General features: G+C 47.9%; 12 protein-coding genes. 3 read left to right on the forward strand and 9 right to left on the reverse strand.

The annotated features are described in order from the left end of the window. The first annotated feature begins 48 nt into the window (after positions 1–48). Positions 49–1,203 (forward strand): BamA/TamA family outer membrane protein, encoded by a 1,155-nt coding sequence (locus J4N42_RS19815; protein ID WP_252031416.1) that lies wholly within the window; start codon positions 49–51, stop codon positions 1,201–1,203. A gap of 83 nt (positions 1,204–1,286) precedes the next feature. Here the strand turns inward: J4N42_RS19815 and J4N42_RS19820 are convergent, their stop codons facing one another. After that, positions 1,287–2,186 carry a LysR family transcriptional regulator gene (locus J4N42_RS19820; protein ID WP_252031419.1) on the reverse strand — a complete coding sequence of 300 codons (900 nt, stop codon included), beginning with the start codon at positions 2,184–2,186 and terminating at the stop codon, positions 1,287–1,289. 200 nt (positions 2,187–2,386) lie between these two features. Here J4N42_RS19820 and J4N42_RS19825 point away from each other — a divergent pair, with 200 nt between their 5' ends. Next, entirely contained in the window at positions 2,387–4,408 is a 2,022-nt protein-coding gene (locus J4N42_RS19825; protein WP_252031422.1) for an alkyl/aryl-sulfatase, read from the forward strand. A gap of 86 nt (positions 4,409–4,494) precedes the next feature. Here the strand turns inward: J4N42_RS19825 and J4N42_RS19830 are convergent, their stop codons facing one another. From J4N42_RS19830 to J4N42_RS19850, 5 genes are all read right to left on the reverse strand, one after another. Then, positions 4,495–6,687: a hypothetical protein gene (locus J4N42_RS19830; protein ID WP_252031425.1), complete on the reverse strand. Its 2,193-nt coding sequence runs from the start codon at positions 6,685–6,687 to the stop codon at positions 4,495–4,497. Further along, entirely contained in the window at positions 6,674–6,829 is a 156-nt protein-coding gene (locus tag J4N42_RS19835; protein ID WP_252031428.1) for a hypothetical protein, read from the reverse strand. The genes J4N42_RS19830 and J4N42_RS19835 overlap by 14 nt, the downstream gene beginning before the upstream one ends. Positions 6,830–7,142: 313 nt before the next feature. Further along, positions 7,143–8,276 carry a glycerate kinase gene (locus tag J4N42_RS19840; protein WP_252031431.1) on the reverse strand — a complete coding sequence of 378 codons (1,134 nt, stop codon included), beginning with the start codon at positions 8,274–8,276 and terminating at the stop codon, positions 7,143–7,145. Between the two features lie 22 nt (positions 8,277–8,298). Further along, complete coding sequence (locus tag J4N42_RS19845; protein WP_252031434.1) at positions 8,299–9,663, reverse strand: GntP family permease; 1,365 nt, start codon at positions 9,661–9,663, stop codon at positions 8,299–8,301. A gap of 179 nt (positions 9,664–9,842) precedes the next feature. Next, a complete protein-coding gene (locus J4N42_RS19850; protein ID WP_252031436.1) occupies positions 9,843–10,985 on the reverse strand; it encodes a sugar diacid recognition domain-containing protein in 1,143 nt (380 codons plus the stop codon). A gap of 305 nt (positions 10,986–11,290) precedes the next feature. On the opposite strand from J4N42_RS19850, the gene J4N42_RS19855 reads away from it, so the two are divergent. Beyond that, entirely contained in the window at positions 11,291–12,031 is a 741-nt protein-coding gene (locus tag J4N42_RS19855) for a class I SAM-dependent methyltransferase (RefSeq protein ID WP_252031439.1), read from the forward strand. A gap of 215 nt (positions 12,032–12,246) precedes the next feature. On the opposite strand, the gene J4N42_RS19860 is transcribed toward J4N42_RS19855, so the two are convergent. Genes J4N42_RS19860 through alc form a run of 3 tightly spaced genes read right to left on the reverse strand, consistent with a single transcriptional unit; the run spans position 12,247 to position 15,122 of the window. After that, positions 12,247–13,524 carry a urate hydroxylase PuuD gene (locus J4N42_RS19860; RefSeq protein WP_252031440.1) on the reverse strand — a complete coding sequence of 426 codons (1,278 nt, stop codon included), beginning with the start codon at positions 13,522–13,524 and terminating at the stop codon, positions 12,247–12,249. Between the two features lie 14 nt (positions 13,525–13,538). Continuing rightward, positions 13,539–14,117, reverse strand: a complete 579-nt coding sequence (locus tag J4N42_RS19865; protein ID WP_252031443.1) for an ureidoglycolate lyase — start codon at positions 14,115–14,117, stop codon at positions 13,539–13,541. An 18-nt stretch (positions 14,118–14,135) separates the two neighbouring features. Continuing rightward, positions 14,136–15,122, reverse strand: coding sequence for an allantoicase (alc, locus tag J4N42_RS19870; protein ID WP_252031446.1), 987 nt, complete (start codon positions 15,120–15,122; stop codon positions 14,136–14,138). Positions 15,123–15,133: the final 11 nt, after the last annotated feature.

Raw genomic sequence — 15,133 nt, forward strand, 5'->3', positions numbered from 1 at the left:
GGAATTATTGGGTATACTCAAAGCAACCCATGTTTTTAAGGTATATGAATGACTTACTTATCGCGAGTTACAGCACTTACCTGTTGCCTTGCTAGCCCAGTTTTTGCCGTCCAACCTCTTTTTGAAACTACGCCTTCTGAGACGACAAAAAAACTGGATGACATCCTAGCGATTTTCGGCGCGGAAGAAGAATACGATCCAAGTAAAGGCATCGATTCTAGCTACATTCCGGCTTTGTTCTACACACCAGAACAAGGCTTTGGTGTTGGCCTGCTGTACGTCGGCCTTTATGGTGACACGCACGGCGGTACGACCCAGCCATCTTCCATGGTAATTAACCCTTACATTTCGACTAATGGGTCTAAAGGGATCACGTTCGAGAATCGTCATTTCTTTGCTGGCGACCAAAACCGCTTTTACGTCGATTTCGAGTTATTCGATGATGCTGGCGTGTACTACGGTGTCGGACACGATGCAGGCAGCGTTGATGAGAACAAGATCAACTACTCTGAAAAAATCGCCTTGCTTGAGCCAACCTTGCTAACCAAAGTCGCCGATGATTTCTACTTAGGCCTAGGGGCAAACATCACCTACGCCAAAGCCAGCGATTTTGAATTGGATGACGGCCAAGGCTCGTTAGATAAATCCGCCGATTTAGAAGAGAACACCAGTTACGGCGCAAAAGTAAGTGCGGTTTACGACTCACGTGACAACGTATTGAACGCCTCTGAAGGTGTGTTATTTGATGTCACCGCTGGTTATTACCACTCTTCCCTCACCAACGATTGGTTCGGAAAATACAACTTTGAGCTCGCCAACTACATCGATTTAGGCGAGTTCCCCGGTTTAATTGCGTGGCAGGTTCAGGGGGATTTCACCAGTGGTGATGTACCTTGGAACCGCTTGCCAGATATTGGCGGCTCTCACGGCCTACGCGGGCATGTGGAAGGCCGCTATCGCGATAACCATATGGCAATGGGCCAAGTGGAATATCGCTTACCGATTTTCTGGCGTGTGGGCGCGGTGTTCTGGGGCGGTGTCGGCTCTGTCGCACCAGAAGTGAATCAACTGAATGAAGATTTACTCACCAGCGTAGGCGCGGGCCTGCGATTCAAGATCAAGGACAAAGTGAATGTGCGCGCCGATATCGGGATTGGTAACGATGAAACGGCATTCTACTTTCACGTAAACGAAGTCTTCTAGACTACATTTGCGGTTAGGAACGAATCAAAAAAGCGCAGACCCATTGGCTCTGCGCTTTTTGTTTTTCATCATAGCGGCCGCAATTAAACCGCTGTAAAATAGGACTTCAATTTGCTTCTTAGCCACTTGTTTGAGGGGCTATTTTTCTCGCGGTTGTGCACTAACAAACGGTGCTTCACCGGAATTACAGTGTATGGATGTGGGAACACTTGGATCCCTAATTTGTCTGCAAACAAATTCGCCATACTCCCCGTCATGGTGGCGATGCAATCTGTGGTTGCAATCATCGACATCTGAGAAAGTAACGAAGTACATTCGGCTGCGACAATACGCTGTGGCAAGCGTTCTTCAGTAAAGTAATCAGCCAAATACGCGTCTTCACGGCGCAACTTCAGCGTGACATGTTTTTCTTGGTAAAACTCGGCTTGAGTGATGCTGCCAGACAATCGCGGGTGATCTTTTCTGGCGATAACACACACGCTGTCTTCAAACAGTTCTTCGGTAAAGAACGACACAGTCGAGTGATTGGAAAACTCAATCGCCAAGTCGGCTTGGTTTTGGGTCAGATCATCGATTAACTTCTCTTCGTTAGAATGCGTAGGCTGCAGCTCTATCGAGACATTGCCTAACGTGTCGTCGGCCTCAATCATAGGCAGCAGCATGAGCATGACTGGCTCAGAGGCATACACCACGAATTTACGAGCCTGCGAGGTGTTAAAGCCTTCTAAGCTCTCTAAAGCATTGTTGATTTGTATAAGCGCAGGTTCAACGTGCCGCACGAGTTCTTGGGCATGGTGTGTAGGCGCAATACCCCGACCAGAGCGCACAAACAGCGGGCAGCCGACTTGCTGCTGCAAGCGCTTCAATAACCCGCTGACTCCAGGCTGGGTCATGCCCATTTCTTCTGCTGCCAACGTAATAGAACGGTGGCGATACACAGTGACAAATACTTTGAGTAAGTTTAAGTCCAGATTTTCTAACACACGGCCTCACTAGGTAGTAGCCAATTTCGACGCTCTAATCATAAAGCTAGAGCCATTCAAACATCACAATCTGTAATTGATACATCTCATAATAACACATAACAAACTGCTATGTGTAAAATACAATCTCATGCATGTATTGCTATGTATTCACCAGCTAAATTAACGCCATACCTAGTTCCCATACCAAGAGGTTCGTTATGAAAGCTCGTTTTACCCCTACTCTATTATCTATTGCTGTGGCTGTTTCGTTCGGTGCATCCGCTAATGATTATGCGTCTATAGACACTTACCAAGGTAAGCCAGCATCGGAGCACACCGTTAGCGCCAATGCCGCTGTAGCAAAAATACTTCCGTGGGAAGACACCACAGCCTTTGACCGCACAAAGCGCGGCCTAATCGCGGAGTTTGGCACTCACGAGGCGGGAGAGCTCAAGAATCGCTTTGAATACATGGCAGATATGTCGGTTCAAGACTTACCGTCTACCGTCAACCCATCGATTTGGCGTCAAGGCATGCTGAACTACGCAGCTGGCGGTTTGTATGAAGTGACAGACGGCATCTATCAAATCCGTGGCGCAGACTTGTCGAACATGACCATTTACCGCACCGACAATGGCTATGTGATCCACGATCCACTGCTTTCAAAAGAAGCAGCAGCAGCTTCGTGGGATTTCGCTAAGAAGCACCTTCCAGCGATCAACGGTGAACACAAAATCACTGGCATGATTTACTCACACATGCACGCCGACCACTTTGGTGGTTCACGCGGTATCTTTGAATCTGGCGACTTCGACAGCAACGCAAAGATCTACGCACCAAAAGACTTCATTAAAGAACTGGCGGATGAAAATGTCATCGCGGGTACCGCTATGGGCCGCCGCGCAAACTACCAATACGGCACAACGCTGGATAACAATGCCAAAGGCATCGTAGACAACGCCCTTGGCCTTGGCGCTTCAAGAGGTGAAGTGACGTTGGTTGCGCCAACCACTGAAATTCAAGAACGTGAAAAAGTCATCACTATCGATGGGTTAGACTTCCACGCGATCAATATGCCGGGCGCAGAAGCACCAGCGGAAATCGTGCTCTATGTGCCTCAGTACCGCTCACTAAACACGGCAGAGCTGACCTACGATGGTATGCACAACATCTACACTTTCCGCGGTGCGAAAGTACGTGATTCACTGGTTTGGACCAAATACCTCACTGAGCTGAAATTGCGTTATGTCGATAGCGGCCTAGTAGACAACATTCACGCAGCGCACTCTGCACCTGTGTGGAACGAAGCCGATACCGACATCAACGAGATCTCTGAGTACATGACGCTTCAACGCGACAACTACGGTTTCATTCACAACCAAGCGATGCGTTTGGCTAACCACGGTGTCACGATTCATGATGTGGGTAGAGAGATTGAATCCATCATTCCTCAGTCTCAAATCGACACTTGGCACACCAATGGCTATCACGGCTCATACAGCCACAACGCCCGTGCGGTCGTAAACTTGTACTTGGGTTATCACGATATGAACCCAGTCAACACGAATCCATTGCAAACCACCGAAAAGTCCTGTGTTTATGTGAACGCTGCGGGCGCAGATACCCTTTACAAAGCGGGTATGGAACACTTCAACAAAGGCGAATATCAGGAAGCATCTCAACTGTTTAACGATTTAGTACAGTGTGACCCAAGCAATATCGACTACCGCTTTGCACTAGCAGACAGCTTTGAGCAGCAAGGCTACCAATCAGAAACCATGGCGTGGCGTAACTCTTACCTGCAAGGTGCTGTTGAGCTACGTACCGGCGAGATTCAAGAGTCTATCAAGCTGGCCTCTTCTGATGTAATTGCCAACACTCCGACAGGTATGTTCTTAGACTTTGTCGCGGTGAGCCTAAATGCACCAAAAGCTGAAGCGGCAGAGCTAAACTTCAACTTCGGTGTGTACCACCCAGACATTGAAGAGCGTTACTACGGTGAAGTGTCGAACGCGAACATGTCTAACATTCAAGTTGATGAGCTACCAAAAGTGGACTTCGAGTTGATTATTCATAAGTCTGACTTCACTAAAGTGGTACTCGGTGAAACAACGCTAGAGGCCTTGTTCGAATCTGGCCAAGCTGGAATCAAAGGTGATGCGGCTCTGCTTGGACAACTGGCTGGCACGCTAGATAAGTTCGACGGCATGTTCGAAATCCTGCCAATGCCAACTAAATAAAGGCTGTAGCCCTCATTAGTTAAATTGAAAAAGAAAAGCGCAGAACGGAAACGTTCTGCGCCTTGTTCTGTTTATTAGCGGAAACTCTATTGTGTTACGCCTGCTATCACGGCTGGGTCATCGGTCACTTCTGGCATATCACCAATGTCAGCGTCACCTTGTACTGATGTCGGAACATCGACCGCTGGGTCTTGCAACACAAGTGCACTGCATTCACCGGTTGCAGACTGCATGGTCTGTTCTATCTCAATTGCTTTCACCACATATTGATTGGAAGAACCGAGTAACACACCATCTGCCAACGAGAACGCTGGGCGGTAGCGAGTCGAGTTTTCATCCATCGGAATACCCCATAAATCACCATTACCGCCGTAGTTGATTAGAAAGGTTTGACCGTCATAATCGCCAGCATCACCGCTTCTATCATTGGCTGAAGAGTGCTGGTAACTCACTTGGAGTGGCCTTTCAAAACTGACCACGTCGCCATTGCCATCGGCAACCGTTGATAGTTGGTTCCAAGATTGAATACCGGTTTCCCACACGTAGAATTCGGTTACCACACTTGGGTCGTAAATATCGTAAGAGTTACTGACCGAACCAATAATCATCGGCCCACTACGTACCCCCCAATTATGTGGTGTGTTATCGATATCGCTTTGAGTGAGTGATGACTGGTATTGCACTGCTTCACTGCTCGACACGCTCACCAGAGTCAGCGAATTACTTCCACTTGTGGCAAAGGTGTAAGTGTAAGGCCCGCTGCCTGTTTCGAATGGACTGTTGGCGCCTGAAAACTCACTCAAATCGCTCAGCTCGAAAGTACCAATCGGACAGTTGTCGTGACAGGTTAACGTAACCGAGCCTGATTCAAGTAATTCACCGCTGCCCGTTTCACTGCCATTAATAAAGGTTTGTTCATAGTAAGTCAGTGCGCTTTGCCCTTCTAAATACTTCACTTCACCACCGAGTTGATCCGAGAACATGTAAAGTGAATCGTAAGAAGCAAGGCTGATTAGACTGGGCGTTTGGGAAGTAATTTCAGGGCCGTTGTTGCCCCATTTAAGCTTACCAGTTTTGTAGAATCCATCGGCACCCACCGAGTCATCGGCAACCGTTAAGTAGTTCACCACCCATTGGTCATAGTCGTTGTCATTAAAGATATCGTCGTCCCAATAAGAGAAATCGACACCGCGAGCATTGGCTAGAGTGAGTGTTTTGACACTGTTTTTAATCAGTCGCCCTGGCGCATTCACGTAGGTGTAAGAGGTTTCAGTACCACCATTATCCGACACAAGGGTATCGCCGTCGGAAATCGCGCCGTCTTGTTCGGTCCATAGCCCCCAATAGCCTATGAAGCCATAGCTGTCATAGTTACCATCGCTGTCACTGTCGTACTTAATCGGAAAGCCGCTGTTTAGCTCGATTTGAGCACCTGTCGATGCGTTAAACAAATCATAGCGATGCACATAGCTGTCGAACTCGGTTCGGCTCAGGCACGTACCACTGTTCACGCCATTTTTGTATGGCAAACTGCTGAATCCACCATTTACACTTTGCATGAGTACATGAGTCGTATTGAACGCGAGTGCAAAAGACTGCTGACCATTCGAACCTTGGTCGAAGCCTGTCAGGGCAATACCACTCGAACGGTCGCTGGCCATCACTACGCTGGCGCTTTGTTCGTAGGTTTCACTGCCACGCGTACTCGATTCATACAAGGTAAAGCCTATTGAGCCGTCAACGGTATCGACAGTGATCACTTCGCCACCACCCGCTTGATTACCAGCGCTGAATGAGTCGTAGAAATCGAAATTGAACGTAAAGCTGCCGAACGGATTAGAGTCACTGGCCCCTTCTGAAATCTCAGCTTTAAATTTGATTGCTTGGTCGTCGTCACCTGCTTCCATTTCAGGTAACCAAACATTCACTATGAGCGGTGAGCTGTCATCCGCGCGGGTAACGTTGCTGATCGCTTTCATATAGCTAACGGCATTGCTCGCCCCAGACGATTGACCCGACGAGCCATCGTCTTCGTCGTCAAAACAGGCTGCTTCATCCGCTAACACAGCATAAGGGCCAGCATTGGCAAACTCGACGCTATTAAACTGAGCGGTAAAACAGAGAATACTATTGACCAATTCAATTGGCTCGAGCGCTTCGTTCCATACATGAGAGCGTACCTCTGCATTGGAGTAATCGGTGCCAGCATCATTAAAAGCGGCATAGCCTGTCACAGGGAAAAGGAGGCTGATTGCAAGGGTGAGTTTATTCATTTTCATTGGTCACTACCTCCAGTTGTTCGGGTAATTGCAATGAAGAAGTCGACACCGAGGAGCTCGAAGCTCCTTCACTATCACTACATGCGACCATGCCCATTAGGCACAACGCGGCAAGCATCGGTTTGAGTATTCGTACAGTCATAAATCCTCCTAGCCCTGAGTTCTATATCCATTGACGTCACTGACATCCAATAAAACTGTTGATATCAATTAACCACACTTATTGTGGCTTTATTTAACAGTAGGAAACTCATAACCAAATGGTTTATATGTAAATCGAATAAAAGCCTCACCAAACAACATAAGCAACCACACACCTATGCATAAAATTCAATTTATCAATAAATTAGTTTTATGCACCACAGTATCTGGTCCCGCTTATTTTTTGGATAAAAAAAGAGCCGCTTATTAGCGACTCTTTTATGTCCTATACTTAGGGTTTGAGCTCCCCTAAATTAACGGCTCATTTGCCACAACCTAGCAACGTTTTCTGCTAAGTCAGCCATGTTAAAATCCGCTTCCTTAAATGCGTCTTCCACCGCCATAGGCCTTGGTACAGCTGAGAAAACGCTGTCGATACCGTGTTCGTACACCGCCTGATACCCAGCGCCAGTACAACCTGCCAATGCAATGACTGGAAGATTGTAATTCTTTGCCACTTTTGCGACTCCGACAGGAGTTTTACCAAAAATGGTTTGGCTATCGATTCGGCCTTCACCTGTGATAACCAAATCGGCATCCGCGACTATGTTGGACAAGTTAACCGTATCGAGAACAATCTCGATGCCCGGCTTAAGTTGAGCATTCACAAAACCAAGCAGTGCAGCTCCCATGCCACCAGCAGCTCCAGCTCCAGGAATATTGAGTACCTCAACGCCTGTCGCTTGTTCGGTCTGTTCACCAAACACATGCAGTGCTTGATCAAGTAGCTCGATATCATCTTGAGTTGCACCTTTTTGAGGGCCAAACACCGCCGTTGCACCGCGCTCTCCGCACATCGGGTTGTCAACATCGCACGCCACCAAGATCTCGCAGTCTTTCAATCGAGCATCCAGCTTGCTGGTATCGATAGCCGCAAGCTTGGTTAGGCCGCCCCCGTTAAGCGTGATCGATTCACCATTTTGTTGAGTGAATGTTGCGCCCAACGCCGCTAGCATGCCGACACCTGCATCGTTAGTCGCACTGCCCCCCAAACCGATGATGAGTCGACTCATCCCTTGGTCTAGAGCATGGCGGATCAACTCGCCCGTACCGTAGCTAGTAGTCATTTTAGGGTCACGGTGGTGAGCGGGCACATGGTGTAAACCACTCGCTGCAGCCATTTCAATCACCGCGGTTTTGTTATCACCCAAGATACCGTAAAACGCTTCTACTGGTTTGTTCTCTGGGCCTTTTACCTGCACATGCACTAGTCGACCTTTGGTTGCATCGATAAGTGATTGAACAGTGCCTTCGCCACCATCCGCAACAGGGACTCTTACAAACTCAGCTGTTGGCCAAACACGTTGCATACCACTTTGGATGGCATCGCTAACTTGCTTGGCGGTTAAACTTTCTTTAAATGAATCAGGGGCGATAACAACTTTCATATCTATTTCCTATTAATTCTATTTACAGCAATACAAGGCTTAAGATGTAAACCAGCGCCATTGCTGTTACACCCTGAACAAGTGTCGCCATCGTTTGTGCACGATATGCTAAGCCTACCGACATGCGGCTGAACTGAGACACAACCCAGAAGAAGCTGTCGTTTGCGTGTGACACTGTCATCGCACCTGCACCAATCGCCATTACTGTTAGAACGCGGCCCATTTCAGAGTCTAGACCTAATTGACCCAACATTGGCGCAACTAGTGCAGAAGTCGTTACCAATGCTACCGTCGAAGAACCCTGAGCAGATTTCAGTGCTGCCGCTACGATGAATGGCATGAAGATACCGACACCCAGTGCTGATAACGTTGTACCTAAGTAATCACCCAGTGGTGTTGCTTTTAGAACCGCACCGAAAGCACCACCAGCACCAGTGATCAGCAGAATTGGGGCTGCAGCAGTAATGCCTTGGCTGATTCGCTCACCAAACTCTTCAACTTTGTTGTCGCCTTTAAGCAAGCGAACAGACAGGAACAAACCAATGATCAATGCAGTAAGTGGCTGACCTAGGAAAGACAGAATCTCGAATAGTGTTCCATCGCCAAGCGGAAGGCTTGGGAATTTTGCAATTGAGCCGAAACAGATCAGTAAGATTGGCACGAAGATAGGCGCAAATGCTTGGCTTGCCGTTGGTAGCTCACCATAAGACGCTTTCAGCTCTTTCCAGTCTTGCTTCGCTTCTTGCATTTTGCCGTCTTTCTGCTCTTCGCCGTCTGGTTCAACGTCTTTAAAGCGGTTCGCCCACAACATACCTGCAATCGCTGCTGTAGCGGCAACGAACACACCCACGCCAATGACAAGGCCAAGGTTAGATTCCAAGCCTAAGTTACCTGCTGCCGCAATTGGGCCCGGTGTTGGTGGAACGAAGGTATGAGTCGCGTATAGGCCAGTCGCTAATGCCACACTCATTGCAACGCTTGACGTTTTCAAACGGTTCGCCAGAGATTCTTTTAACGAGTTTAGGATTACGAAGCCAGAGTCACAGAACACCGGTACAGAAACGATGTAACCAATGATGCTCATTGTTAGAGTTGGGAATCGCTCACCCAGTACCTTGATGACGGTGTCCGCCATGGTGATAGCAGCGCCGCTCTTTTCTATGATCACACCAATGATAGTACCTAGTACAATCACAAGGCCGATGTAACCGAGAATGCCACCAAAGCCTGATGCGATGGTTTTAGCAATGCTGTCTGCAGGTAGGCCATACGCAAATGCCGCTAGGAAAGCAGCGACGATCAAGGCCAAGAAAGGATGTAACTTAAATTTGGTGGTTGCGAGGACGATAAAAGCTATCACCCCCAGCAGTATTAGAATAAGACTCATGATAACTCCGTTTATTATACTGTTCGCTCTTAGCCTGCCTGTTCATGGCAAATGTTAAGAGGTCTGTAGGGACGGCGTTATTATTCAGTGAACGTGGTGTTATTCCTTTAGGCAAGTTGACAAATATTGGTGCTGAGACGGCCTTAAATTTGTCAACTTGCACAATTTTATGGTTTTAGTTAGATACATTTAAGCGCCAAATAGAGTTGCATTTTATGGTCTAACTTATTGATTTCCAAACCAGTAAACTCATTTATTTTATCCAACCGATAACGTAGGGTGTTACGGTGAATATGTATTGCCGCACAAGTTTGAGCAAGGTCGCAATCTTGTTCAAAAAATGCTTCTAACGTTTTCAATAGCACTCCTTTCGGGTCGTGTTCGATCAATTTCACCAGTGGCTGCTTAATTTGGTCAGTTCGCCACACATCTTGTTTGAGTGAGCTTAGCAACAAAGAAAGCTTCTGCTCTTGGTAAAAGAGAATGGACTCACCACTTCCTTGGCAGCACGCGAGCGTTGCCTGTGCGGTTTCGTAAGAGCGCGCTAAGCCCGACAGCCCTTCAAAGTAATCACCCAACGCTATCTGAATCGAGAACTCACCTGCTTGTTTTACCCTTTGCAAAAGCTTAGTAACTCGCCTTTTTTCTTCCGACTTACACCAAGATTGCTCGTTCAGCGTCACTGGCTTGAGTACCACAATTTCGTTCATTGATACTGATACTATGCCGACGATGTTGTCTCGCTCTGGGTACTCCAGCAAGTGAACCATCTTCTGCAAGTGTTCTAGCGTTAGGGTTTGCCCTGTTTTTGGGATCACCTTAATCACTGCCGCGATGCGTGGTTGAGCCAAATCGAGGTTGAGCCGCTCCGCGATAGAAAGCAGCTGATTGTCACTCAGCGTCGAACCTTGAATTAGCTGTAGAAGAAGTTCTTCACGGTGGCGCTTGTCCCACTGAATTTGAGCCATCAACGCGGCTTGCTCAACGATCAGCTCGGCAGTCATCTTCATTAACTCACCGAATCGGCGCACCTCTTCTGGTTCACCAGAAATCCCCACCACACCAATCACTGATTCCTGATAGACAATAGGCAGATTAACGCCCTCTTTTACTCCAATCAGAGTGCTGGCGACGGTCTTATTGATTTCAATAATGCGGTTATCGTGAATCGCCAATAACGCACCTTCATGGGTTCGATGTAAGCGAGAAGAATCACTGGACCCGATGATCTGGCCATTTTCATCCATCACGTTCACTGGGTATTGAATGATCTTAGTGGCGCGTTCAACGATTTGCTTCGCGATGAGGTTGTTGAGCTGCATTAGCTAGTCCTTTACTACTCACTGAGGTGTTGGAACTCGGGTAAGTTCCCAATCCGGCAATTAGCAGCAGAATATACACCTAACCACCATCAATTGCGTAGACCGAGTCGATGCATTTTAACTTGCAAGCTCATTCTCAAACTGACATTTCCTCGTTATCAAATGAGCGCCCCCTTCTAACTCTATGATACTTAAGGGATGGATTTCGCTCTCTACTGTGGTTCAAATGTTGCTTTAGTGGTTCTAATTAACCCTTCGCCCCAATATGCACTTAGGTATTGGAGCACTAGGTATAGGAGTATTCCATGTTTGCATCACTGCGATTGTTAGAGCCTAGCCAAATTGAACGAGACAACATCGACTATATCGACAGCGACATGTTTAAACTGGTGGCCAACACCATTGAAAAGCACTTCGTAACCGACGAAACGTTACGCATGCTCGATGTAGGTGGCGGAAGCGGCTACTTTGCCGACAAACTACTTCATCGCTTTGCTAAGTCACAGGTTACGGTACTCGACCCTGCACTTTCAGTACTCAAACAAAATCGTCCAAACCCGAGAAAACACTTACTGCACAAAACCTTCCAAAGCCTCGATACCTTTCCTGAACAAGATCTGATTCACTTTAACTGGACACTGCAACATTTGGTCAGTAACAGTTATGAAGAATCGTGCGAACTGCAGCTAGACAGTTTACGCAGAGCGTACCGATTGCTCAGGCCTGGAGGTGTTGTCGCTATATTTGAGAACTGCTATGAGGGACAACCTGTCAGTAATCTACCGGGCCAAATCATCTACGAGTTTACCGCTTCCAAAACACTCGCTCCCCTTGCCAAAATGCTGGGCGCGAATACCGCTGGAGTGGGTGTCGGCTTTCACTCTGAAATGGCTTGGCGACAAATGCTCACTTTGGCAGGCTTTCCACGTATCGTTTCCAGTGATTGCTACTACTATGGCGAAATGCCTAGGTGGATGAAGTTCGCGCTACGGCTTAAGCAGCAAAAAGTCACCTTTATCGTCGCTCAGAAGCCACTTACCTGTTAAGCAACGCGGTAACATGAGTCTGCGCCTAAACGCAAAAAACCCCGGAACAGGGGCCGGGGGAGCATTACGCTAGTTTTGCATTGGATTCACTGCATTCAGCAATGCTTAAAATCGAGAGATTGTTGCAGCGATAGCGCGATTTGAGGACTCGTGAAATCGCTGCAACTTGCTTACCTTGAAATTGGAGTCAGGCAAGCAAGCCGTGTTGCAAGGGCCTACTGGATAACGGCGCCTTGCTCGACCCAAGTACCGATAAGCGTGCGCTCTTCATCGGTCATTTGAGTTAGGTTACCTAAAGGCATCACTTTAGTTGTTACTGTTTGAGCAACAATCCTAGGCACATTGGCCTTGATTTCTTCAGGTGTATCCAGAATCACGCCAGCTGGTGCTGCAGCAAAGGCCGCGTGCGTTGGCGTTGCTGAGTGACATACCGAGCAGCGCTCTTGAATCACATCATTGATCTTCTGGAATGGAATCATGCTCGTGTCAGCGTGTGCTTCTTGAGCTGGTGCCGATGCAACTTCAGACGTCGCCGAATCGGCTGCAGGTTGTACTTGCTCTACCACTGGCTTCGCTGCAACCGGTGCCATTGATTTCTTCGCATACGGTGATGTTACGAATGCCAAGGTGATCATACCAAGTGCTGCAACAGGAATAGTCCACGCAAACTTGTTGCTGCCGTGGCGAGTATTGAAGTAGTGGCGAACCAAAATACTGAATACTGCTAGGCCAGCAAGAATCAACCAGTTGTACTCCGACCCGTAAGTGCTTGGGAAGTGGTTACTGATCATAATGAACAGCACTGGCAACGTTAGGTAGTTGTTGTGACGTGAACGCAGCAGACCTTTCGCTGGTAACGCTGGATCAGGTTCGCGGTTTTCTTCAATTGCACTCACAAGGTTACGCTGTGCTGGCATGATAACGCGGAATACGTTACCCACCATGATAGTACCGATGATCGCACCAACGTGAATGTATGCGCCGCGGCCACTGAATACTTGAGCCAAACCGTAAGCTGCGCCTACTAGGCCAACGAATAGCACGATACCAAGTAGCAGAGGCGTTTTACCCAACGGTGAATCACATAGGAAATCGTAGATAAACCAACCTGCAACAAGCGAACCGATACCGATAGCAATAGCGGTTGACGCATCTAGGCCAGAACCTGGTGCAATTAGGTAGATTTCAGCATTTAGGTAGTACACCACACCTAGTAGCAGCACACCCGTGATCCACGTAAAGTACGCTTCCCACTTGAACCAGTGCAGGTGCTCTGGCATTTCTGGCGGTGCCAGTTTGTACTTCTCTAGGTGGTAGATACCACCACCGTGAATTGCCCATAAATCACCGGACAAGCCAGTTTTAGGGTTAACTCGATTAAGGTTGTTTTCCAACCATACAAAATAGAAGGATGCGCCAATCCATGCGATACCTACTATCATGTGAACCCAGCGAATTGCTAAGTTCAGCCATTCAGTCATATGTGGATCCATAATATACTCCTGTATCACAACGCCGCTTCAGCGCGTTGCTCTTCATCCTTGTTTGTTGCTGCATCAACATGGCTGCTTGGGATGTCTTCCAAGTGCAGCGATACTCGATCAGTGTCGAAATAGACTTCATCACAGTTATGTCCCTCGCCTGCGCGGTCTACAATCAAGAACTTATCTTGATCGGTCAGCGCAAGAACCGGGTGGTGCCACACCCCTTTGTGGTAGTTCACACCTTGCTTACCGTTGCTTAAAAAAGCACGGCAGTCAGCCAGTGATGGGTTGTCTCCTTTTGGTGCAACAACAATCAAATAAGGTTGTCCAAGCAATGGAACGAACGCTTGTGAACCCAGTGGATGCCTTTCCAGCATCTTGATCGTCAGTGGGTATTCCAGCGGTGTGGCTTGGAAAATACTGATGATCGCGTTTCCACCTTGCTCTTCCACATCGGCCTCAGCCAGTTTGTGGTAGCGTCTTGTCGAACCATTGTTGATCATAAAGTAGTCACTGTTTTCTACTTCAATCACATCACCAAACTCAGCGAAAGCTTGCTTGGTAAGTGGTTCTATTACTAATTTGCGAATTCCATTGCTCATCGTCGTTCCCTCTTCGTATTAATCAGCTTTTGTGCCGAATAAACGTAAGCGGCTGATACCACCATCTGGGAAGATATTCAGACGAACGTGCGTGATTGCACCTAGGTCTTCCACTTCAGAGATGAACTCATGAATGTCGTGCGCTTTCAGCTTCTGTGCTGGAAGCAGTTCACGCCAGAACAAGCTTTGTGTTGCGACTTGGTCATCAGTACCGCCCTTAACGTAAGCCGCTTGAATTGAGCAACTGTCTGGGAAGTTACCTTTAAAGTGAGCCGTATCGACAACAACGCGATCCACTTTACCCGCGTGACCTAGCGCCACGATAACCCAGTCGTTACCTGGAGTACGACGACGTGCTGTTTCCCAACCGTCACCCATGTTCTCACCGCGGCCAGGGCCAAGGATGTTTGATTTGTTACCGTAGTGCTCATCACTACATGCTAGTGCGCGACCACCGTTCTCAACTGCCGCAAGATCGACTTGTTGCAATGCGTCCATGCTGTCCCAATCAACACTTGGGCGACCATAAACACGTAGACGAGCAACACCGCCATCTGGGTAAATGTTGAGGCGAACGTGTGTGTACACTTTGTCGCTGTCGATTTCACTTAGGTGATGCTTGTCGCCTTCTAGGCTCGTCGATGGAATGATTTCTTCCCATTCTGTTGAGTCTGTTGGCGCGCCTTCTGGGCTGTAACATGCATCTAGAGAAGCAGATGGCGGGAAGTTACCAGTAAAGAATGAAGTATCGATATCTACACCAGCAATTACGCCAGCTAAGCCTAGTTTAACGATACAGTAGTCGTAACCTTCACCACGCTTACGGCGGCTTTCCCAACCGTCCATCCACTTACCGTTATCATCGTATAGATCATCTTTCCATACTGGCGCTTCACGGCGAAGTAGACGGCTTTTATCAGCGAAGAAGTCATCTGTTGCGAATAGCGCTTCAGCGCCTAGTTTTTCATCAGCGAGGTTTACGTATTGTTCAAAATCTAAGGACATTGCTGTCATCC

Source organism: Vibrio sp. SCSIO 43135 (assembly GCF_023716665.1).
GTDB classification, from domain to species: Bacteria; Pseudomonadota; Gammaproteobacteria; order Enterobacterales; family Vibrionaceae; genus Vibrio; species Vibrio paucivorans.